Origin of the sequence: Paenimyroides baculatum, from assembly GCF_008629655.1 — a bacterium.
GTDB lineage: Bacteria > Bacteroidota > Bacteroidia > Flavobacteriales > Flavobacteriaceae > Flavobacterium > Flavobacterium baculatum.
In genome coordinates this window covers 20,830-42,064 of record NZ_VWSG01000004.1, presented here as the reverse complement: position 1 = coordinate 42,064, position 21,235 = coordinate 20,830, and the positions used below count along the sequence as shown (strand labels likewise).

Genomic DNA, 21,235 nt, shown 5'->3' with positions numbered 1-21,235 from the left:
TACCATAATGGACTGGAAACAGTTACTTTCTTTAAAAAAATTTGGCGATACAAAAGTTCGCGAACGTAAAAACGAAAATCCATCAAGAATTGGTTTTGAAGTAGATTATGATCGAATTATTTTCTCGAACGCATTCCGTAGTTTGCAAGATAAAACACAGGTAATTCCGCTATCAAAAACCGATTTTGTACACACTCGTTTAACGCACAGTTTAGAAGTTTCTGTTGTTGGTCGATCTATCGGTCGGTTGGCAGGTGCACAGATTATCGAAAAATATACCGAATTAACAGATTTAGGTTATACCATTAATGATTTTGGATCCATAGTTGCTGCAGCTTGTTTGTGTCACGATATTGGAAATCCGCCGTTTGGACATTCAGGTGAAAAAGCTATCGGAGATTTTTTCAAGCACGGAGCAGGCGAACATTTTAGATTAGATTTAGAGCCAGCACAATGGCAAGATTTGATTGATTTTGAAGGAAATGCTAACGGATATCATATTTTAACCGATTCACGTCCGGGTGCCGAAGGTGGTTTGCGCATTTCGTATGCAACGTTGGGTGCTTTTATGAAATATCCAAAAGAGAGTTTGCCTAAAAAACCGACAAACGAAATTTCCGATAAAAAATACGGTTTTTTTCAGGCAGATAAATCAAGTTTTTTAGATGTTGCCGATACACTTGGTTTGTTGAAAAGGGAAGGGGAGACGTTGCGTTATTTACGTCATCCGTTAACGTATTTGGTAGAAGCTGCCGATGATATTTGTTACACGATTATTGATTTTGAAGACGGAATTAATTTAGGCTGGATTCCTGAAGAACATGCGTTAGAATTTTTAATAAAGATTGTAAAAAACAACATCAATTCTGTAAAATATGCGCAATTACAAACAAAGGCCGAGCGTGTAAGTTATTTGCGTGCGTTGGCAATTGGCAGTTTAATTAACGATGTGGTACGTGTGTTTATGGAAAACGAAGAAGAAATTTTAAAAGGAAATTTCCCGTTTGCATTAACAGACAAATGTGCATATGTGGCGCAAATGAAAGATATTATCACCATAAGTATTTCTAATGTTTACGAAAGTAAAGAAGTGATAGAAAAAGAAGTGGTTGGTTATAAAGTGCTGCACACATTGCTGGAAAAATTTATTGCTGCAGCCAACAATAAGTTCAACGGTACAGCTACACATTACGATGAACTGATTTTAAAACTCTTGCCTGAACAATATCAAACCGAAAACGAAAGTCTGTATTTACGTTTGTTAAACGTATGTAGATTTATTTCGTTGTTAACAGATGGTAAAGCATTGGAGTTGTATCATTCTATTGTGGGGAGATAACTTACAGATAAGTTTATAAAATAAAAAAAGCATCTCATTGAGATGCTTTTAATTTTTTCAGTCTAAGAAGATTAAGCTTCAAATGGTACAATAGAAACGAAAGATTTGTTATCTCTCTTTTTCACGAATTGTACAACTCCGTCAACTTTAGCATGTAAAGTATGATCTTTCCCCATGTAAACGTTTTCACCTGGGTTATGTTTTGAACCTCTTTGTCTTACAATGATGTTACCAGCAATAGCTGCTTGTCCACCATAAATCTTAACGCCTAAACGTTTCGATTCAGATTCTCTACCATTCTTAGAACTACCGACACCTTTCTTGTGAGCCATGATGTTTGGTTTTTAAAATTGTTAATACTTTCTAGTTACAGATTAAATAGTGATTCCCTCGATTACGATTTGAGTCAATGCTTGTCTGTGACCGTTTTTCTTTTTGTATCCTTTTCTTCTTTTCTTTTTGAAAACGATAACTTTGTCACCTTGAAGGTGCTTTAAAACTTTCGCTCCTACTGAAGCTCCTGTTATAGCTGGGGCGCCTAAAGTTACTGTTCCTGCATTGTCAACTAAAAGAACTTTGTCAAAAGTAACATTTGCTCCTTCTTCAGTTGCCAAACGGTTTACATAAACTTTTTGGTCTTTGCTAACTTTGAATTGTTGCCCTGCTATCTCTACGATTGCGTACATAACAATTAAATTAAGATTAATTTTTAAGACTGCAAATATACAAAAAATATCTAAAAATCAAATGTAAGTACTTCGTTTTTAAAAAATTAATTCGTTCAAATAAAATAATTAAAAAAAATAAGAATATAAATGTAACAAAATCACGAAATTGCGCACTAATTAAAAAATCAAATTAATTTAAATCGAAGTTATGAGAAAATCTCTAACGGCTTTAGCGTCTGCACTTTTACTTAGTAGTGTTGCAGTTGCACAAAAAGTTGAGTTTGAAGAGTATACACTTGACAATGGTTTGCATGTAGTTTTACATCAAGACAAATCGGCGCCAGTTGTAGTTACTTCTGTAATGTACCACGTAGGTGCAAAAGATGAAAACCCAGAGCGTACTGGATTTGCGCACTTTTTTGAACACCTTTTGTTTGAAGGTACAGAAAATATTGAAAGAGGTGAGTGGTTTAAGTTGGTAACTTCTAACGGAGGGCACAATAACGCAAACACTTCAGACGACCGTACGTATTATTATGAAGTATTTCCATCGAACAATTTAGAATTGGCTATCTGGATGGAATCTGACCGTTTATTACAACCAATTATCAACCAAATTGGTGTTGATACGCAAAACGAAGTTGTAAAAGAAGAAAAACGCTTACGTGTAGATAACAGCCCTTACGGAAACTGGATCACAGAAGTTAAGAAAAATCTTTTCAAAAAACACCCTTACCGTTGGGCGCCAATTGGTTCTATGGATCATTTAGATGCTGCTACTTTAGATGAGTTTCAAGCATTCAACAAAAAATTCTATGTTCCAAACAACGCTGTTTTAGTAATTGCTGGTGATATCGAGTTTGCAAAAACTAAAGATTTGATTCAGAAATATTTCGGAGTGATTAAAAAAGGAGCAGCAGTTCCTCGCGTAAACATTCAGGAAGATCCAATCACAAAAACAATTCATGCAACGGCAGAAGATGCTAACATTCAAATTCCAATGTACATTACCGCTTATAGAACACCATCTATGAAAACGCGTGATGCAAGAGTTTTGGATATGATTTCATCTTACCTTTCTGGCGGAAAATCATCGCCAATGCAAAAGAAAATCGTTGACGAAAAGAAAATGGCTTTACAGTTGTTTGCTTTCAACTATGCACAAGAAGATTACGGAATGTACTTAATTGCTGGTTTACCAATGGGTGATACTACGCGTGAGGCATTACAAAAAGAAATTGATGCTGAAATTACAAAATTACAAACCGAGTTAATTTCTGATAGAGATTACCAAAAGTTACAAAACGATTTTGAAAACCGTTACGTAAGCCAAAATTCTGATTTAGAAGGATTGGCAGAGAACTTGGCTTCAAACTACTTATTATATGGCGATATCAATTTAATTAACGAAGAAATCGAAATTTATCGTTCAATTACAAGAGAAGAAATTCGCGATGTTGCTAAAAAGTATTTACAAAGCAATTCTCGTTTATTATTAGATTACGTACCGGCAAAAGAAGATTCAGCTAAATAAGAAAGTAAACAAAATGAAAAAAATATTATTATTCGCATCAGCTTTGTTACTAACTGTTAGTGCCGAAGCTCAAATAAAACGCCCACAACCGCAACCAGGCCCAATGCCTACTGTTAACGTGCAAAAACCACAAGAGTTTACACTTAAAAACGGTTTAAAGGTAATGGTTGTAGAAGATCATAAATTACCACGCGTAAGTTATATGTTAACTATTGATACACCACCTTATGCAGAAGGCGCAAAAGCAGGAGTATCAAGCTTAACAAGTGCAGTTGTTGGTAATGGAACAGCAAAAACATCTAAAGAAAAATTCAATGATGAAATTGATTTCTTAGGAGCAAGTGTTAATTTTTGGAATACAGGAGCATCTGCAAGCGGATTGTCTAAATACAGTTCTCGTTTGTTAGAATTAATGGCAGAAGGATCATTAAGCCCTTTATTCTCTCAAGAAGAATTCGATAAATCAAAACAACAAGCTATTGAAGGATTAAAAGCTGATGAAAAATCGGTTTCTTCTGTAGCTGGTCGTGTAACAAATGCATTGTTGTTCGGTACAAACCATCCAAACGGAGAATTTGTAACAGAGCAAACATTAAACAACGTAACGTTGGCAGATGTTAAACAAAACTATACATCATATTTTGTGCCCGAAACTGCTTACTTGGTAGTTGTTGGTGATGTAAAGTTTAAAGATGTTAAAAAACAAGTTGAGAAATTATTCAAAGACTGGAAAAAAGCATCTGCACCAGTTGCTAAATATGCAGAACCAAACGATGTTGCTAAAACACAAGTTGATTTTGTTGATATGCCAAACGCAGTTCAGTCAGAAATTTCTTTAGTTAATACCGTAAACCTAAAATTAACTGATAAAGATTATTTTGCAGGATTAATTGCAAACCAAATCTTAGGTGGTGGTGGTGAAGGTCGTTTGTTTTTAAACTTACGTGAAGCACACGGATGGACTTACGGAGCTTATTCTTCATTAGGATCAGGTAAATACACATCTAAATTTACTTCATCTGCATCAGTTCGTAACGTTGTTACCGATTCTGCTGTTGTTGAATTTGTAAACGAATTACAAAAAATCAGAACACAACCTGTAACGCAAGCAGAATTAGATCTTGCTAAAGCAAAATACATTGGAAACTTTGTAATGGAAATTCAAAAACCAGGTACAATTGCAAGTTTTGCATTAAGAACAAAAACGCAAAGCTTACCTGCAGATTTCTATGAAAACTACATTAAAAACATTCAGGCAGTGACTGTTGCAGATGTTCAACGTGTAGCAAACAAATTCTTTAAGAAAGACAACCAGCGTATTGTAATTGTTGGTAAAGGTTCAGATGTTGCTGGTACTTTAGATCGTTTAGGATACCCTGTTAATTACTATGACCGTTTTGCAAATCCGGTAGAAAAACCAGTTTTCAAAAAAGCTGCTCCTGCAGGCGTAACTTCTGCAACAGTAATTGAAAACCATGTGAAAGCAATTGGTGGTGAGAAAAAACTGAAAGAAGTTAAGTCTTTAAGCGTTGTTTCTAAAGGATCTATGCAAGGAATGGAATTAACCATGACTCAAAAACAAACCAACAAAGGACAATCTATGATGGTTATAAACGGTATGGGTATGGATTTAATGAAACAAGTAGTAACACCAACTATGGGTTATGCTTCAATGCAAGGTCAAAGAGAAGATTTAAAAGGTGATGCTTTAAAAGATGCTCAAGCTTCTGCTAAAATGTTCGATGAATTAGAAGATTTAAAAAATGCAGCTTCATTCCAGTTAACAGGAATTGAAAATTTTAATGGAGAAGAGGCTTATGTTCTAAAGAAAGATAAAGAAACTGTTTATTACAGTGTTGCTTCTGGATTAAAAATTGCTGCTTCTGAAACAATGGAAGCACAAGGACAAACCATTGAGATGACATCTACTTATTCTGATTACAAAGAAGTAAAAGGAATTAAAGTAGCACATACTAGTTCATTGCCATTAGCACCAGGAATGTCGGTAGAATTCAAAGTTTCTGAAGTTAAAGTAAATGAAGGCGTAACAGACGCAGATTTTAAATAGTATTTTTAGAAAATACTATAAAAAGAAAAACCAGTAGTTTTAAGCTACTGGTTTTTTTTATGAAAACGATTTTTATTAAAAAGGTTTCTGTGCAAATTGTACAGTAATTATTTCACTATCAACAAACCCAGCTCTTTTTGCTTGAACTTTTACGTTGGCAATAGTTGTGTGTGTGTAAGTATCACCATTAATTTTAACACCATCAACATAATAAGTAGCATCAGCTATTGTGCTAGACCCACTCATTGTGGTAAATTTAACGGGTTTATTCAATTCACTAAAGTAAAGATTTTTGTCTTTGATATAAGTTGCATTTGATGTAACTTTTAACTGTTGGCCAACATTTGGATTTGGATTAGGTGTTGGTATTTCTACAACTGCATCATCTCCTGAACATGAAGTAAAACCAATTGTTGAAAAGGAAGCTATTGCGATAAAGAACAAGATCTTTTTCATTGTATTATATATTAGTGGGTTAATTATTAAAATAAAGTTATAAAAATACAAAAATTATTCATTCATCAAAATTTTTATTCTACTTGCAGCAATATAAGATGCAATAATACTTAAAATTAAGATTGTTATGGTAACTATTGCAACGTTTTTCCAACTGAAAACAATTGGGTAAGGAAAATCATCGGCTATTTTTACAAACCCGAAATGTTGTTGTAATAAAGTAATAGTTATTCCCAAGATCAATCCAACAACAACGCCACTAACAGAAAGAATCAAACCTTGATAAAGAAAAATGCGTTTTAGTTTTTTTTGCGAAAAACCAATATCATACAACGTTTTAATATGTGCTTTCTTTTCTAAAATAATCATTATTAAGGCACCGGTTAAGCAAAACAGAGTTACAATAATAATTAACGTAAAAATAAGGTAAATTGCTAAACTTTCGGTTTTCAGCATTTTGTACAGACCTTCATTTAATTGAGATCTGTTTTTGATTATTTCCTTCGGAAAAATATCTTTCAATAAAGAAGTCAATTCTCTTTCCGAAGTTCCGTTTATCAACTTAAATTCAATTTTAGAAAATTCGTTTGCTTTAAAACTCAATAAATCTTTCCCAACATTAATATCGGCATAAATATATTTGTTGTCTGTTTCAATATTGTTCAGGCTGTAAATTCCTGAAGGATACAAAGGCAGTTTAATGTAAGCATCTTCTGGCATCGTAATCATGCCTTTGCCAGGTTTCATGGCTAAAACTTCCAAAAGCTTTTCGTTAGAATACATTCCTGCCGAAAGTTCATTGGCTAAAACGCTACCCATAACAGCATCGTTCGTATTAGGCTGAATCCATTTTCCGTGCAGAATATTTTCTGTAATGGCAACCGTTTTCGGATAATTACTATCAACAGCCTTTAAAATGGCAACAATCTGTTTATCGCCATAAGTAAAAATAACACGGTCTTCAATAATGTTTGAATGATTTGCAATTTTACCTAATGACTTCAGTTTTTCCTGTTGATTCGAAGTTACGGTAATACTTTTTCCTTTTGATGGAAGAATAACCAAATCAGGATCTATTACATTGGTGAACGAAATCAACGAGTTTTCCAAGCCGCTAAAAACCGATAATACCACAAACAAAGCCATACTGCTTACAATGATTCCGATAGCCGAAATGCGCGTAATAATATTTATGGCTTTCGTTTTACTTTTACTGAAAGCGTATCGTTTGGCTATGTAAAAAACGGTATTCAAACTTATTTTTTCTTTCTGCGAGCCAATAACTCACGGTTTTCAATCGGGTTTTCGTCGCCTTTTAAAGCACTGTCAATTTTTTCGATATAATCTAAACTGTCATCAACATAAAAAATTAAATTTGGAACTTTTCGTAACTGATTTTTAACACGCTGCGCCAGATCATGCTTAATTAACGGAGCGTTAGATTTGATGGCTTTTAATAATTCGGCACCTTTTTCGGTAGGAAAAATACTTAAATATACTTTGGCGATAGATAAATCGGTAGTAATATTTACTTTTGAAACCGTTATGATTAAGTTTGAAAGTCCGTTTTTACGAACCTCACCTTGTAATATATCAACCAAGTCAGCTTGCAGTAAAGCCCCCATTTTTTTTTGTCTGTTTGTTTCCATTGTGCAAAAATACGAAATTCATACAGATATATATTTATCTTTACAGAAACAAAATTTTTAGTTTATGATGCGGAAAATTGAACATATTGGTATTGCCGTAAAAAGTTTAGAAGAATCGAATGTTTTATTTGAAAAATTATTGGGACAGCCGGCTTATAAAGAAGAAGAAGTTGTAAGCGAAGGTGTGAAAACATCTTTTTTTATGAACGGACCCAACAAAATTGAACTTTTAGAAGCTACAAATCCTGATTCGCCAATTGCAAAATTTTTAGAAAAAAAAGGCGAAGGAATTCATCACATAGCTTTTGATGTGGAAGATATTTTGGTTGAAATTGAACGACTAAAAAGCGAAGGTTTCACCGTTTTAAACGAAACACCAAAGAAAGGAGCTGATAATAAATTAGTTGCATTTTTGCACCCTAAAACAACAAACGGAGTTTTAATAGAACTGTGTCAGGAAATAAAATAAAAACGCGAAACTACTTGTAAAAATTAAGAATTTAACTTAATATTGCACTCGCTAACGTCAAAGTAGCTGGTCCTATAGCTCAGTTGGTTAGAGCACCTGACTCATAATCAGGTGGTCCCTGGTTCGAGCCCAGGTGGGACCACAACAAACCAAAGTTGTAAAAATATTGGTCCTATAGCTCAGTTGGTTAGAGCAACTGACTCATAATCAGTAGGTCCCTGGTTCGAGCCCAGGTGGGACCACTTTGAAAATAAAGCCTTTACAGAGATGTGAAGGCTTTTTTATTTACTGTAATTTTTTTATATTTCTACATGTAGAAATATTTGTACTAAAATTTCTGTTGATATTACAAAAGTTTACGAATTGTCTTGTTTAAGGAGTAAAAAATAAAGTAGATGAACTTTCTAATGTTGGTATGTAAAATAAGAACAGATTATAAAAACAAAAAAATCCTGAATGTAAATTCAGGATTTTTGTACTCAAGGCGGGACTTGAACCCGCACGAACATTACTGCTCACTGGATTTTAAGTCCAGCGTGTCTACCAATTCCACCACTCAAGCGTAGGTAAAAAAAATCTATTTATAAGTCTTGAATATTATCTTGTACTCAAGGCGGGACTTGAACCCGCACGAGCATTACTGCTCACTGGATTTTAAGTCCAGCGTGTCTACCAATTCCACCACTCAAGCAGATAAATAGATTTTGAGCGAAAAACGGGATTCGAACCCGCGACCTCAACCTTGGCAAGGTTGCGCTCTACCAACTGAGCTATTTTCGCGTAATAATATAAAAAAACGTTAGTACTCAAGGCGGGACTTGAACCCGCACGAGCATTACTGCTCACTGGATTTTAAGTCCAGCGTGTCTACCAATTCCACCACTCAAGCAGTTGTAGTAACGTTGAGCGAAAAACGGGATTCGAACCCGCGACCTCAACCTTGGCAAGGTTGCGCTCTACCAACTGAGCTATTTTCGCATATTATTTTTATGTAAAGAACTAGATTGCAAATTTTAAAAATATTTTCAATATCTGCAAAATAAAAGTACTCAAGGCGGGACTTGAACCCGCACGAACATTACTGCTCACTGGATTTTAAGTCCAGCGTGTCTACCAATTCCACCACTCAAGCGAATCAAAACAAACCATAAGTCTGTATTGCGACTGCAAATATAGAACGATTATTTTATTTTACAAGGGTTTTAAAAAACTAATTTGTAATTATTTTTTAAAGTTTTGATAATGTTTAAACTAGCTTTTACTTTTTTATTATGCTATTACAAATTTATCTTACAAAGAATGTTTAATAAGCAAAAAAGCATTGCAATAGCAATGCTTTTTGTTATCGTAATGGTCTGTTTAAAACCAAATCAATGTATAAGTTTACTCTGTTTTTTAACTGTTTTCTATGAACTACAAAGTCTAAAAAACCGTGTTCTAACAAAAATTCCGATGTTTGAAAACCATCCGGTAAATCTTTACCGGTTGTGTCCTTTACAATACGTGGACCTGCAAAACCGATTAATGCACCAGGTTCTGCAATATTAATATCGCCCAACATTGCGTATGATGCCGTTGTTCCACCAGTTGTTGGATCGGTACATAATGAAATGTAAGGAATTTTAGCATCTGCCAACTGCGCTAATTTTGCCGATGTTTTTGCCATTTGCATTAACGAATATGCTGCTTCCATCATACGTGCACCGCCCGATTTTGAAATCATCATGAACGGAATGTTGTTTTTGATGGAATAATCGATTCCGCGGGCAATTTTTTCACCTACTACAGAGCCCATAGATCCACCGATAAAAGCAAAATCCATACAGGCAACAACTAAATCTGCTCCTTTAGATTTTCCTACCGCAACGCGAACTGCATCTTTTAAATTGGTTTTGTCTTTAGCTTCTTTTAAACGGTCGCTGTACTTTTTGGTATCAACGAATTTTAAAGGATCTTTCGCTGTTATAGAACCAAATAATTCTTTGAACTTATTGTCATCGAATAAAATTTCAAAATATTCTTTACTTCCAATTCTTACGTGGTAATCGTCTTCCGGAGAAATCCATAAGTTTTTAGCCAGCTCTTCCGATTCTATAATTTTTCCCGTTGGCGATTTGTACCATAAACCTTTGGGAGTGTCTTTTTTATCTTCGGTAGGGGTTGTAATTCCTTTTTCTTTTCTTTTAAACCAAGCCATAGTCTTAAATTATGATTTATAAATTACGAATTGTGTATTTAATTGTAATTCGTAATTTTTATAATGTGTTAACGTTGTTTAAATCGGCAAAAGCTTGCTCTAAACGTTTGTTGAATGTTAATTCGCCATCACGCATCCATTTACGTGGATCGTAATATTTTTTGTTAGGAACATCGTCTCCTTCAGGATTTCCAATTTGCGTCATTAAATAATCTTTCTTCGCAAGAATATAATCACGAGCACCTTCGGTAAAAGCAAACTGTAAATCGGTATCGATATTCATTTTAATTACACCATAAGATATTGCTTCGCGAATTTCTTCTAAAGTTGATCCAGATCCACCGTGAAAAACAAAATCTACCGGATTGCTTTTAGTGCTGAATTTATCTTGAACGTATTTTTGTGAATTATCTAAAATTTTCGGAGTTAATTTTACGTTTCCTGGTTTGTAAACACCGTGTACGTTACCAAAAGCAGCTGCAACGGTAAAACGCGGAGATACTTTCATTAATTCTTCGTAAGCGTAAGCCACTTCTTCTGGTTGTGTGTATAGTTTTGATGAATCTACGTGTGAATTATCAACACCATCTTCTTCACCACCTGTAATTCCTAATTCAATTTCTAAAGTCATACCAATTTTGCTCATACGCTCTAGGTATTTTTTTGAAATTTCGATGTTTTCTTCGATTGGTTCCTCTGATAAATCAATCATGTGCGATGAAAACAAAGGCTTACCATTTTCTTTATAGAATTTTTCGCTGGCATCTAACAAACCATCAATCCAAGGTAATAATTTTTTTGCGCAATGATCTGTATGTAAAATTACGGTAGCACCGTATAATTCTGCCAACTCGTGAATTTGTTTTGCACCTGCAATAGATCCTGCAATAGCTGCACGCTCGTTTTCGTTGCTTAACCCTTTTCCTGCCATAAACAAACCACCACCATTAGAAAACTGAATGATAACCGGTGCGTTTAATTTTGCAGCTGTTTCTAATACACCGTTGATAGTACTAGACGATGTTACGTTTACAGCCGGTAAGGCAAAACCTTTTTCTTTTGCGTAATTAAATATTTCCTGAACTTGATCGCCGGTTGCAACACCAGGCTTAATGTTATGTGCCATATTTAGGTTGTGAGTTTTATTTTTAAACTTTGTTTAGCTTACAAAAGTAATAATTTTATTAAAACGGATAATTAATTCCGACATTTAAAACGGTTTTACTTAAATTCCATTCTTTAAACCATTTGCGGTTGGCTTCGTTTGCGGGGTTATAGGTTTTAAAACCTAAATCTAAACGCACGACAAAAAAGCTGAAATCGTAACGAATTCCCAATCCTGTTCCCAACGCAAGGTCTTTTAAAGATTTTAATCCGTTAAAAGTCATTTCTTCATCTGTAATATTGTCTAAAGCATTCCAGATGTTTCCGGCATCGGCAAAAAGTGCCATATTCCAAGGACCCGAAACGTTAAAACGATATTCGGCATTAAATGCAAGTTTCATGTTTGCTTCATTAAAATCTAATGCACCGCCGCTGCGACCAGGTCCTAAACGGTACGATTGCCATGCACGGTTATCGTTAGATCCACCGGCAAAATAACTGCGTGAAAACGGAATGTTATCACTATTGCCATACGGAATGGCAATTCCACCAAAAGCACGTACTGCCAACACATTCTTATTTCCTAAATCAAAATACTTTATAAAATCTACTTCGCCTTTAATATATTGCGAATAAGCTACATCTAAAATGGTGTGCTTGCCGTTAGTGTTTGTTTTGCTGCTTGATTTCGCAAGGGCATTTAAAATGTTTCCTGCTGATTCTACTTTGGTTCTAAATGTAAAGAAATCTTGATCTTTAAGGTTAAAACGGTTAGAGTAGGTGTACACCACATTACTTGCCAAGATAAGGTTGTTTTCCGTTAAACGGTCTTTTCTTTCGTCAATACTTAAAACAGATCTTGTATCCTGCTCATTTGCGTTTGTATTTCCGTTCAATACATCCTGAATAAAGGCATCGGTACTGCCGTTTTCAATAATAAGATTTCCGTTTTCGTCTAAATAATCGGGATTGACATTTGTTCTGTCAGCAATTACATTCAACGTATTATATGAAGATCGATATACCTTAAAGTAATTGCCCGGATTCATGTTGCGGATAAACTGCAGGTTAAAAACATCGAAACTTATGGTGTTTCTTCTTTTGTATGACCAGGAGTAATTATAAATTCCGGTTAGATTCTGCTTATCTAAACCAATATTCTGCTGATTGAAAAAACCTACGCTTAATGTGGTATTTGGAAACGATGTTCGATCTACCAGCTTATCGATAATATTCGGGAAGAACAAAAAGCGCGGAATGGTTAGTTTTACATCGGCACCATATTCTAGAATATCAAAAAAAGTATTGTGATCGCTACGGTATTTTGATGCAGATGAACCAATGTTGCCTCTAAAACTTACATCGAGAATTTCGGCTCCTTTAAAGATGTTTCTAAATACAAAGCCAACACTTCCTTGAATACCAAAATCTTGAATGTTGGAATGGTTTAAATCGATCGACGGATTAAAAGTAATACGCTTTTTAGGATTCAGCGTAATATTTGCAATCAACGATTTTCCCAAACTATCACGCGTGTCGGGAACATATTCAATGGTTGGATAGTTGAAAACCTTTAAGTTACTTAAAGAACGCGATGTAATTAAACGACGAATATCTGAAAAAGAGCCGTCTTCATCGATAAAAACAGCATTTCTCAACACTTTTGGTTTGTAGCTTAACGGACCTTTACTGTAAATATTTAAATTTTTGTATTGAACGGAATCAGTGATGGTTTGAAATTCTGCCGAAGTATTGCTTGTGTATAGATTTACTTTGCTGATTTTATACAGCTTAAAAGGTTCGGTAACCAGCGTATCACCTTGCTTAATATTTTTATTGTCGATATTCAGATAAATATCCGTAGTATGGTTGTTCTTTAAAGTATCGGCTTCATAATTAATATAGGTTTTCTGAAAATCGTAAGCGCCGTTGTTTCTAAAAAAAGTTGTAATACGCTCACGTTCTTCGTCTAATTTTGCAGCGTTGTACTGTTCGCCTTTTTTTACAACGCTTGCACGCGTGTTGGTTTTGTAAAGAGAATCTAATTCGGGCGATTTTACAATTACCGCAATACTGTCATAAACATAAGGTTTTCCTGTATTAATAGTATAATGCGCACTGATTTTTTTATCTTTTAAACTGTCTAATTTGTATGAAATTTTAGTATTGAAATATCCTTGGTTGAAATAATGGTTTTTTAAACGAATAACAGACTTTCGAGTTCTTTCACCATCATAAATAACAGGTGCTTCGCCCAATTCTTTAAGTGTTCTTCCCATTCCCGAAACAAAAAACGATGTTCCCAAACGATCTACCTGCTTTGCAGAAAGCAGTTTAGCCAAAAAGCGTTCGGTATTTTTATGCTTATCTAACCACGCCTGATAGGTAGAATCGGGGTTTACCTTTGCCATATTGTACATGTGCAAACGCAGGCGGTAACCAAGAAAGTTGCTGTTAGGCTGCTGATAAAGCTGTTTAACAATGGCTTCGCTGGTTTCTTTTTTGTTGTTTACTAAAATTTCATTTTCAGTTAGCAGTCGTTCATTAGCTGGTACGCGCTTTGTTAACGAACAAGCTAAAAAGATGCTTGAAATTACAGTAATAAACACTAATTTTGATAAAATATTTCTCAAGGACATAACAATTTCAATTTGTAAAATTACAATTTTTCACGAATGCTTACTAAAAACCAAATCAAATATATAACGCAATTAAAACAAAAAAAATTCCGCGATTTAAATAAAGTTTTTGTTGCCGAAGGATTTAAGGTGATTAACGAACTGCTGAACTCTACTTTGCTGCTAGAACATATCTATATCACCAAGCAGTTAAACTTTACTGTTTCGAAAGAATTTGTGACGGAAATTACCGAAGCCGACCTTAAGAAAATATCGTCTTTAACAACACCTAACGACTGTTTGGCTGTTTTTAAAATGAAAGAAGATAGATTGCCAAAACCCAGCGGATTAAAAATTGCTTTAGACAATGTGCGCGATCCCGGTAATTTAGGAACCATTATTCGTTTATGCGATTGGTTTGGTATTGCCGATTTAGTTTGCAGCAATGAAACGGTTGATGTTTACAACACCAAAGTAGTACAGGCAACCATGGGATCGTTAACGCGTGTAAATATTTTTTATACCAATTTGGCTGATTATTTAAAAGACGCAAACGAACCTGTTTACGGCACTTTTATGGACGGAACCAATATTTACAAAACCGATTTACCAACCAGCGGAATTATTGTAATGGGGAACGAAGCCAACGGAATATCCGCAGAAATTGAAGCTTTATTAACAGCTAAAATAGCCATTCCACGTTTTGGCGATTTACAACAAACCGAAAGTTTAAACGTTGCTACTGCAACTGCTATAATTTTAAGTGAGTTTAAAAGGGGGAATTAGATATTATTGGATTGTCAATTAAAACAAACCTTACAATTGTATTTCGTATATAAAAACTGATTGAGTTTTCTCATTGTAAAAATACATTGACCCTTGATCTGAATCAGTGTTTGATTTATATGCTACAAATTCTTTTGAAGGTTTGAACCATTTTGGAAAATCATTGTTATAAAAGCTCTCGTTTTGATATGTATCAATAACTAATTCATTTTCTTTTGAAAATTTAGTCCACCAATATGAATCAATTTTCAATTCCAAATAGATTATATATTCGTGTGAAAAATGTGAAGATTCCCAATATTTTCCATTAACTACTTCTACTTTAGAATTCATGTCAGATTTATTCCAATATGAATATGCTTCTTTTGAGTTAGTTGTATTTTTCTCAATACAACTTGAAAAAGTGATTAGTAGAAAAAGAATGATAGAAAATTTTAATTTCATTTCTTGTCTAAAAGCTTATAACTAACAACTATTAATGAAACGTAAAGTTTATAAACAAACCGCGTGTTTTCATAGATTCTATATCGCCTGTCCAAGGACTGTTAGGGTTTTTGTCGCGAATTAACTCATCTTGTAAACCAAACACACCGCGAACCGATGGAGTAAATTTAAAATGCTCGAAATAAAAATCGATACCCAAACCTAATTCATAGTTTGCAGTCCATTTTTTCATTCTGAAACGTCCTTGGTAATTATCGTCTTTAGAAGTTTCGTTACTACTTAAATTCAACGATTGCGATATTCCCGTTAAAATGTACGGACGAATATTTCCGGCTCTTAGCGCAGAAAATTTCAATAATACAGGAAAGTGTATGTAGGTTGAAGCTACATCGCGCACACGCTGATCAGGATTTGTAATATGCGGAAAAATAAGGTTACGGCGCGTGTAATATAAACCTGGCTCAAAACGTAAATCCAAATATTCCATTAAACGTAAATTTCCAACCAAACCAACATTAAAACCAGTTGTAGGTTCAACCAGAATTTCGTCGCTTCCGTTTTTTTCGTAGAAACTCTTCTTATAATCAAACTTGAAATTGTACGAGCTAAATCCTAAATAATAACCGTAATGCACACGCTGCTGATCCCATTGTTGCTGGTTGCGGTAAGGGTTTTTTCCAAACATACCCTGTGCAAACGAATTTGCGGTTAAAAGAAAACAAGTAGCAATTAAAAGGTTTTTCATACGATTATTTTGATGCTGAATAAATTGTTGCAACGCCCATTGTTTGCGGATTGTGTTTTACATTTTTAAAGTTCACTTTTTGTAAAATGGCATTTAATTTTTCGCCGTAAGGGAAATTTTTTGCCGATTCTGACAAGTATTCGTACGCTTTTTTATCTTTAGAAAACACTTTGCCCATTAACGGCATAAAGGTTTTCATGTAAAAACTGTATCCTTGTTTAAACGGAAACTTTGTTGGAACCGAGGTTTCTAAGATAACAAAAATTCCGTTAGGTTTTAATACACGCAAAATTTCAGACAAACCTTTTTCAAGATTTTCAAAATTACGTATACCAAAGGCAACGGTAATTGCATCAAAAGTATTGTCTTGAAAAGGTAAATTTTCAGAATCGCCCTGAATCATTTCAATTTTATTCTGCAAGCCTAGTGCATTAACTTTTGTTTTACCAACTTCTAACATTCCTGCCGAAAGATCTAAACCAACAATACGTTTTGCGTTAGATTTTGATAGCAGAATAGCCAAATCGCCCGTTCCTGTTGCAATATCTAAAATAGATTCCGGATTGGTATCAGAAACCATTTTCAATACATTACGTCTCCATCCTTGATCGGTTCCCAGCGAAATCATTCGGTTTAAACTGTCGTAATTACCAGAAATAGTGTCAAACATTTGTTCGACCTGCTGTTTTTTACCAAGGTTAGAATCTTTATAGGGATTGATTTGATCGGCCATTTTAAATTGAAATTTTTACAAATATAATTATAATAAAGATAGTATAGAAGTGTACGAATTTAATTAAGATAAATACATTTGAACTTTCTGTGAACAAAAAATCCCAAAACTTATGTTTTGGGATTTTTGTTTTATCTTATACTAAAAGATTTTTGTTTTTCTGCTGGTAACTGACCAAAACGCTCTTGGCATTCTTTAATCATTGCAATGGCTGCAGCTTTATCGCCAAAACCGTTGATTTCAACTTTCTTGTTTTCTAAATCTTTATATACTTTAAAGAAATGCTCAATTTCTTTGATAAGGTGCTTGTTGATATCACTTAAATCGTTTAATTCGCGCATTAAAGGATCACCGGTTGGTACACAGATAATTTTTTCATCGTTTCCTTTGTCGTCAGCCATATAAAACACACCAATTGGCTTAACTTCCATTAACAAACCTGGAATAGTAGGTTCTGTAGTTAAAACCAAAACATCTAACGGATCGTTGTCTAAAGCCAATGTTTCAGGAATAAAACCGTAATCTGTTGGGTATTTCATTGATGAGAATAATAAACGGTCGAATCTCATCATTTTTAAATCAAAATCGAACTCGTATTTATTTCTGCTTCCTGCAGGAATTTCGATGAATACATCGAATTGTTCAACGTTTGTCATATCTGTATATTTCTTTATTTCAAAATTGGTTGCAAAAGTACGTTAAAATTCAGTTTTTTACAAATTAAAAATGAAAACCGAACACAGCTTTTACACCCATTTTACGAACATCGGGATTTTCAAGATAATTTCCGCGCCAAGTAACATCAATTCTTAAGCATTTAAAAATGTTGCCCACGCCTACAAAATACTCGTAATATACTTTATCGCTTGGTGCAATGTATGGAATATTAGATGCGTTTAATGCTACATTTTCTTTAGAAACATCGCCCCAAACTCCGCGAATTCCGACAAATTCACGTAAGCCTAATTTTCTGATTCCTGGAATTCTAGAGAAAATTCGACCGTTAAAATTGTGTTCTAAATGCAACGCAATATATTCATCTGTAATAAATTCGTAATAATTCATTTGGCTAAACGCGTTGTCTATAATAAAGTATGATTGATTTCCAGGAATCACGCTCATTAAACCCAACGGCACGGTTCCGTATGTTTTACCGGCTTCTAAAGTAGGTGTGAATCTACCAAAACCGCCGACTAATATTGGGTGACGATATAATAGCTGAATCTTTTTATAATCGAAATCGCTGCCCAACATTCCTTTTACACCTAACGAATAATTAAAGAAAACGCGGGCATAATTGTAATCAACATCGGTTCTGTCAACGCCAAAACCAACTGTTTTTCTGCGTGGTGTATAATCAACCGAAAGATTAATTTCAGATTGATTTAAATCGGTTTGAATGTCTCCTGCTTCATCATAATATCCCAAAGAAAAAGTAGGTGATGCCGATTTAAGCGTTTTATAATTGAATGCAGCGGAGAATTTTAAATTCTTTAAAGGTTCAATTTCCAAACCTGCCGATGTTAGATTTATGTTTGATAATTTAGAATTATCGCCACTCGCCAATAATGCACTCGATGCAAAACTTCGACCTAAAACATCGGTAATAGGCGATAGGGTAGCGGCGATTTGTTCAACATCTCTACGGTTTCCAGCGAAGAAAATAAAGCGCGAATCTTTATCAAGCATAAACCTGCCCGAAATACCGTACTTAAATTTATCGTCTTTAAAACCATAAGCGGTGTATCCTTCCAAACGCCACATATCGTTTTGTCCGAAATAGGTTCTACCGCCGGCTCTTAAACGGAAACCTTCAATATCGTTAAATCCAAACGAAGAAAAAATAGGTCCGTAATCAAAATTGCCAATCTGTATGTAATCGCTCGCCAAAATGGTTCCTAAATTCACGTAGGTTTGAAAGCGTTTGTTTTGTTTCAGTTCGCCTAACATGGTGTAAATACCTTTTTCTTCTTCCGATAAAGGTTCAAAACGATATCCTTCCCAAAACTCATCAGGTCGGTTCATTAAGGCTTCGTTATAACTGTTTACTTCGCTTTTATAGAAGTTTACGGGTTTCTTTTTATCGAACTCAAACTGCTTGTAATACGTGGTTCTTTTACCGTACATTCCTTTTGATTTTTCATTCTGGCGGATACTGAAATCGGTCATTAAATGATCTTTCGTAAGCAGGAAAACAGAATCGTTCAAAACATCAAACTCCTGTTCAATATAAATATCGCGCACCCAGTTAATATTGGCATCTTTGCTGATTGCCATATTTATTTTTTTGATTGCCCAAGTACCTTCGTTCACCCAAAAATCGCCCTTAAACGTTAATTCGCCCTTTCTGCGAGGGTAATACACAATGTTGTAACATTTTTTGCCATCAATATCAGCCGTATCGGTCAGCACATAATTATAAACGTTTATTCCGGTACGTGAAAGCGGACTCACAAAATCTTTATCGAACAATTTCAGGTAGTTGTTGTAAATGTCGTATTCAACGTACAAATCTTTAAGGAACGCCATAATGTGCTGGTTGTTCTCGAACCCGGAATTCTTGTTGCCCGAAACAATTTCTTTTTTTAGCTTTGATACATTATCGCCATAAACATTAGATGCCTGTTCGTTTATGAAAATTGGTAGATAGGTTTTTCCGGTAATTTTAGAAGTATCAACTTTATCAAAAATAAATTCCATGCCCTTGAACATTTTGCTTTTCATGTAAGCACTGTCGATAGAATTTAAATCAAATTCAATTTTTTCATATTTCTGATAATTGTACTGATCGAATTTATGCAGACCGTTTTTACGACGGTTCTCCCAGATTTTTCGAAGGATGTCTAACGCAGGATTGTCTTTCTTTGATGTTTTGCCCGTAAATATTTTAATCTCTGAAAGTACTGTGTCTTCTTTTAGTTCGATCTTTAAATCGAGATTTACCGCTTTTGTAAGGGGTAAGAAAACATCGTCGTAGCCGGTAAAAGATATTACCAAGGTATCTTGCTTGCTTGCAGATTCTAGATAAAACTTACCATCTTCATTTGTAATAACGCCCTCTGTAGTGTTTTTAAAGTACACACTTGTGTAAGATAATGGTTGTTGTTTTTCATCGATAACCACACCGCTTACCTTGGTTTGGGCAGCTATTTGTAAGGTTATAAATGTAAAAAGAACGAGTAACAATTTTTTCATAACAAAAAACTCCAACCTTTTGGTTGGAGTTACAAATGTAAATGAAATTTTATTATTTTTTGTACATAACTTTTTTAACAGCTTTTACAACATCTTGTGCATTTGGCAACCATTCTTTTAACAGAACAGGTGAGTAAGGCGCAGGTGTGTCGGCAGTTGTGATACGTTGTACAGGTGCATCTAAATAATCAAAAGCGCGCTCTTGAACCATGTAGGTAATTTCTGAAGCAACCGATGCAAACGGCCAAGCTTCTTCTAAAACAACCAAACGGTTTGTTTTTTGTACCGATTTAATAATTGAATCATAATCCATTGGGCGAACAGTACGCAAATCAATGATTTCACAAGAAATATTTTCTTTAGCCAATTCGTCTGCAGCAATGTAAGCTTCTTTGATAATTTTTCCGAAAGATACAATAGTAACATCGGTCCCTTCGCGTTTAATATCAGCAACGCCTAACGGAATAGTGTATTCGCCTTCAGGAACTTCGCCTTTATCGCCATACATTTGTTCCGATTCCATAAAGATAACAGGATCGTTATCGCGGATTGCAGATTTTAATAATCCTTTTGCATCATAAGGGTTTGATGGAACTACAACTTTTAACCCCGGAGTATTTGCAAACCAGTTTTCAAAAGCTTGTGAGTGCGTAGCACCTAACTGACCAGCCGATGCTGTTGGGCCACGAAAAACGATAGGCATGTTAAACTGACCGCCACTCATTTGACGCATTTTTGCTGCGTTGTTAATAATTTGATCGATACCAACTAAAGAGAAGTTAAACGTCATAAATTCTACAATAGGGCGTAAACCGTTCATAGCCGAACCTGCTGCAATACCTGCAAAACCTAGTTCTGCAATTGGTGTGTCAATAACACGTTTTGCACCAAACTCGTCTAACATTCCTTTACTGGCTTTGTAAGCTCCGTTATATTCGGCAACTTCTTCACCCATTAAATATATTGTATAGTCGCGGCGCATTTCTTCGCTCATTGCTTCGCAAATAGCCTCTCTAAATTGAATTGTTTTCATAATATCATTATTGATAGGTGCACAAAAATATAAAATTATAATTTGTTAGCCTTTATTTTTATGAATAAAAAAATGTTATTGATTTTATAAATGATTTGTGAACAGATTAATTAAAAAAAATCATCCTTAAAAATAAAATATGATTTTAATTTGTAAGATTAATTTTTTGAAATGTTATGGATAAAAAAAGACAATCT

Annotated in this window: 19 protein-coding genes and 8 tRNA genes; 7 read left to right on the top strand and 20 right to left on the bottom strand. The window is 34.6% G+C overall.

The window, feature by feature from the left end; all coding sequences use genetic code 11:
• The first annotated feature begins 7 nt into the window (after positions 1-7).
• Positions 8-1,339, top strand: coding sequence for a dGTP triphosphohydrolase (gene dgt / locus F0460_RS06690; protein ID WP_190304121.1), 1,332 nt, complete (start codon positions 8-10; stop codon positions 1,337-1,339).
• Between the two features lie 71 nt (positions 1,340-1,410).
• Here dgt and rpmA read toward each other — a convergent pair whose 3' ends face one another.
• Together rpmA and rplU are read right to left on the bottom strand one after the other, a co-directional pair.
• The gene (gene rpmA / locus F0460_RS06685) at positions 1,411-1,671 is read right to left on the bottom strand and encodes a 50S ribosomal protein L27 (protein WP_091522933.1); all 261 of its coding nucleotides are present in this window, start codon (positions 1,669-1,671) and stop codon (positions 1,411-1,413) included.
• Between the two features lie 42 nt (positions 1,672-1,713).
• Positions 1,714-2,025 (bottom strand): 50S ribosomal protein L21, encoded by a 312-nt coding sequence (gene rplU, locus F0460_RS06680; protein ID WP_124899332.1) that lies wholly within the window; start codon positions 2,023-2,025, stop codon positions 1,714-1,716.
• 190 nt (positions 2,026-2,215) lie between these two features.
• Between rplU and F0460_RS06675 the strand changes: the two genes are divergently transcribed.
• Positions 2,216-3,541 carry a M16 family metallopeptidase gene (locus F0460_RS06675; protein WP_150011514.1) on the top strand — a complete coding sequence of 442 codons (1,326 nt, stop codon included), beginning with the start codon at positions 2,216-2,218 and terminating at the stop codon, positions 3,539-3,541.
• Positions 3,542-3,554: 13 nt separating this feature from the next.
• On the top strand, positions 3,555-5,609 hold the full coding sequence (locus F0460_RS06670) for a M16 family metallopeptidase (RefSeq protein WP_150011512.1): 2,055 nt from the start codon (positions 3,555-3,557) through the stop codon (positions 5,607-5,609).
• A 75-nt stretch (positions 5,610-5,684) separates the two neighbouring features.
• Here the strand turns inward: F0460_RS06670 and F0460_RS06665 are convergent, their stop codons facing one another.
• The 3 genes from F0460_RS06665 to rbfA are packed head-to-tail and all read right to left on the bottom strand — an operon-like array spanning position 5,685 to position 7,714.
• Positions 5,685-6,065 carry a hypothetical protein gene (locus F0460_RS06665; protein ID WP_150011510.1) on the bottom strand — a complete coding sequence of 127 codons (381 nt, stop codon included), beginning with the start codon at positions 6,063-6,065 and terminating at the stop codon, positions 5,685-5,687.
• 54 nt (positions 6,066-6,119) lie between these two features.
• Positions 6,120-7,319: an ABC transporter permease gene (locus F0460_RS06660; RefSeq protein ID WP_150011508.1), complete on the bottom strand. Its 1,200-nt coding sequence runs from the start codon at positions 7,317-7,319 to the stop codon at positions 6,120-6,122.
• 2 nt (positions 7,320-7,321) lie between these two features.
• Positions 7,322-7,714, bottom strand: coding sequence for a 30S ribosome-binding factor RbfA (gene rbfA / locus F0460_RS06655; protein ID WP_150011506.1), 393 nt, complete (start codon positions 7,712-7,714; stop codon positions 7,322-7,324).
• Positions 7,715-7,781: 67 nt separating this feature from the next.
• Here rbfA and mce point away from each other — a divergent pair, with 67 nt between their 5' ends.
• The 3 genes from mce (at position 7,782) to F0460_RS06640 (ending at position 8,425) form a co-directional block, all read left to right on the top strand.
• Positions 7,782-8,183 (top strand): methylmalonyl-CoA epimerase, encoded by a 402-nt coding sequence (mce, locus tag F0460_RS06650; RefSeq protein WP_150011874.1) that lies wholly within the window; start codon positions 7,782-7,784, stop codon positions 8,181-8,183.
• A gap of 68 nt (positions 8,184-8,251) precedes the next feature.
• Positions 8,252-8,325 (top strand) — tRNA-Ile (locus F0460_RS06645).
• A gap of 26 nt (positions 8,326-8,351) precedes the next feature.
• Positions 8,352-8,425, top strand: a tRNA-Ile gene (locus F0460_RS06640).
• A 234-nt stretch (positions 8,426-8,659) separates the two neighbouring features.
• On the opposite strand, the gene F0460_RS06635 is transcribed toward F0460_RS06640, so the two are convergent.
• From F0460_RS06635 to tamL, 9 genes are all read right to left on the bottom strand, one after another.
• Positions 8,660-8,745, bottom strand: a tRNA-Leu gene (locus tag F0460_RS06635).
• 43 nt (positions 8,746-8,788) lie between these two features.
• A tRNA-Leu gene (locus F0460_RS06630) sits at positions 8,789-8,874 on the bottom strand.
• 16 nt (positions 8,875-8,890) lie between these two features.
• Positions 8,891-8,963: transfer RNA gene (locus F0460_RS06625), tRNA-Gly, on the bottom strand.
• 23 nt (positions 8,964-8,986) lie between these two features.
• Positions 8,987-9,072 (bottom strand) — tRNA-Leu (locus F0460_RS06620).
• Between the two features lie 16 nt (positions 9,073-9,088).
• Positions 9,089-9,161, bottom strand: a tRNA-Gly gene (locus tag F0460_RS06615).
• Positions 9,162-9,229: 68 nt separating this feature from the next.
• A tRNA-Leu gene (locus F0460_RS06610) sits at positions 9,230-9,315 on the bottom strand.
• A 210-nt stretch (positions 9,316-9,525) separates the two neighbouring features.
• Complete coding sequence (gene accD / locus F0460_RS06605; protein WP_150011504.1) at positions 9,526-10,380, bottom strand: acetyl-CoA carboxylase, carboxyltransferase subunit beta; 855 nt, start codon at positions 10,378-10,380, stop codon at positions 9,526-9,528.
• 58 nt (positions 10,381-10,438) lie between these two features.
• Positions 10,439-11,506 (bottom strand): class II fructose-bisphosphate aldolase, encoded by a 1,068-nt coding sequence (gene fbaA, locus F0460_RS06600; protein WP_150011502.1) that lies wholly within the window; start codon positions 11,504-11,506, stop codon positions 10,439-10,441.
• Positions 11,507-11,564: 58 nt separating this feature from the next.
• Positions 11,565-14,123 carry a translocation and assembly module lipoprotein TamL gene (gene tamL, locus F0460_RS06595; protein WP_190304110.1) on the bottom strand — a complete coding sequence of 853 codons (2,559 nt, stop codon included), beginning with the start codon at positions 14,121-14,123 and terminating at the stop codon, positions 11,565-11,567.
• Positions 14,124-14,159: 36 nt separating this feature from the next.
• On the opposite strand from tamL, the gene F0460_RS06590 reads away from it, so the two are divergent.
• A complete protein-coding gene (locus F0460_RS06590; RefSeq protein WP_150011500.1) occupies positions 14,160-14,888 on the top strand; it encodes a TrmH family RNA methyltransferase in 729 nt (242 codons plus the stop codon).
• 30 nt (positions 14,889-14,918) lie between these two features.
• On the opposite strand, the gene F0460_RS06585 is transcribed toward F0460_RS06590, so the two are convergent.
• From F0460_RS06585 to F0460_RS06560, 6 genes are all read right to left on the bottom strand, one after another.
• Positions 14,919-15,332 (bottom strand): hypothetical protein, encoded by a 414-nt coding sequence (locus tag F0460_RS06585; RefSeq protein WP_150011498.1) that lies wholly within the window; start codon positions 15,330-15,332, stop codon positions 14,919-14,921.
• 31 nt (positions 15,333-15,363) lie between these two features.
• Positions 15,364-16,077, bottom strand: a complete 714-nt coding sequence (porT, locus tag F0460_RS06580) for a type IX secretion/gliding motility protein PorT/SprT (RefSeq protein WP_150011496.1) — start codon at positions 16,075-16,077, stop codon at positions 15,364-15,366.
• A 4-nt stretch (positions 16,078-16,081) separates the two neighbouring features.
• Positions 16,082-16,810, bottom strand: a complete 729-nt coding sequence (gene ubiE, locus F0460_RS06575) for a bifunctional demethylmenaquinone methyltransferase/2-methoxy-6-polyprenyl-1,4-benzoquinol methylase UbiE (RefSeq protein ID WP_150011494.1) — start codon at positions 16,808-16,810, stop codon at positions 16,082-16,084.
• Positions 16,811-16,941: 131 nt separating this feature from the next.
• Positions 16,942-17,466: an inorganic diphosphatase gene (locus tag F0460_RS06570; RefSeq protein WP_150011492.1), complete on the bottom strand. Its 525-nt coding sequence runs from the start codon at positions 17,464-17,466 to the stop codon at positions 16,942-16,944.
• Positions 17,467-17,530: 64 nt separating this feature from the next.
• Entirely contained in the window at positions 17,531-20,005 is a 2,475-nt protein-coding gene (locus F0460_RS06565; protein WP_150011490.1) for a DUF5686 and carboxypeptidase-like regulatory domain-containing protein, read from the bottom strand.
• A 52-nt stretch (positions 20,006-20,057) separates the two neighbouring features.
• Complete coding sequence (locus F0460_RS06560) at positions 20,058-21,038, bottom strand: pyruvate dehydrogenase complex E1 component subunit beta (protein WP_150011488.1); 981 nt, start codon at positions 21,036-21,038, stop codon at positions 20,058-20,060.
• Between the last annotated feature and the right edge of the window lie 197 nt (positions 21,039-21,235).

Excerpts from the sequence above, each read along its gene's own strand:
- F0460_RS06565 (WP_150011490.1), bottom strand. The coding sequence starts at position 20,005 with ATGAAAAAATTGTTACTCGTTCTTTTTACATTTATAACCTTACAAATA.
- F0460_RS06670 (WP_150011512.1), top strand. The coding sequence starts at position 3,555 with ATGAAAAAAATATTATTATTCGCATCAGCTTTGTTACTAACTGTTAGT.
- F0460_RS06590 (WP_150011500.1), top strand. The coding sequence starts at position 14,160 with ATGCTTACTAAAAACCAAATCAAATATATAACGCAATTAAAACAAAAA.
- rplU (WP_124899332.1), bottom strand. The coding sequence starts at position 2,025 with ATGTACGCAATCGTAGAGATAGCAGGGCAACAATTCAAAGTTAGCAAA.
- F0460_RS06560 (WP_150011488.1), bottom strand. The coding sequence starts at position 21,038 with ATGAAAACAATTCAATTTAGAGAGGCTATTTGCGAAGCAATGAGCGAA.
- fbaA (WP_150011502.1), bottom strand. The coding sequence starts at position 11,506 with ATGGCACATAACATTAAGCCTGGTGTTGCAACCGGCGATCAAGTTCAG.
- rpmA (WP_091522933.1), bottom strand. The coding sequence starts at position 1,671 with ATGGCTCACAAGAAAGGTGTCGGTAGTTCTAAGAATGGTAGAGAATCT.
- rbfA (WP_150011506.1), bottom strand. The coding sequence starts at position 7,714 with ATGGAAACAAACAGACAAAAAAAAATGGGGGCTTTACTGCAAGCTGAC.
- dgt (WP_190304121.1), top strand. The coding sequence starts at position 8 with ATGGACTGGAAACAGTTACTTTCTTTAAAAAAATTTGGCGATACAAAA.
- tamL (WP_190304110.1), bottom strand. The coding sequence starts at position 14,123 with ATGTCCTTGAGAAATATTTTATCAAAATTAGTGTTTATTACTGTAATT.
- F0460_RS06585 (WP_150011498.1), bottom strand. The coding sequence starts at position 15,332 with ATGAAATTAAAATTTTCTATCATTCTTTTTCTACTAATCACTTTTTCA.
- ubiE (WP_150011494.1), bottom strand. The coding sequence starts at position 16,810 with ATGGCCGATCAAATCAATCCCTATAAAGATTCTAACCTTGGTAAAAAA.
- F0460_RS06570 (WP_150011492.1), bottom strand. The coding sequence starts at position 17,466 with ATGACAAACGTTGAACAATTCGATGTATTCATCGAAATTCCTGCAGGA.
- mce (WP_150011874.1), top strand. The coding sequence starts at position 7,782 with ATGCGGAAAATTGAACATATTGGTATTGCCGTAAAAAGTTTAGAAGAA.
- accD (WP_150011504.1), bottom strand. The coding sequence starts at position 10,380 with ATGGCTTGGTTTAAAAGAAAAGAAAAAGGAATTACAACCCCTACCGAA.
- porT (WP_150011496.1), bottom strand. The coding sequence starts at position 16,077 with ATGAAAAACCTTTTAATTGCTACTTGTTTTCTTTTAACCGCAAATTCG.
- F0460_RS06675 (WP_150011514.1), top strand. The coding sequence starts at position 2,216 with ATGAGAAAATCTCTAACGGCTTTAGCGTCTGCACTTTTACTTAGTAGT.
- F0460_RS06665 (WP_150011510.1), bottom strand. The coding sequence starts at position 6,065 with ATGAAAAAGATCTTGTTCTTTATCGCAATAGCTTCCTTTTCAACAATT.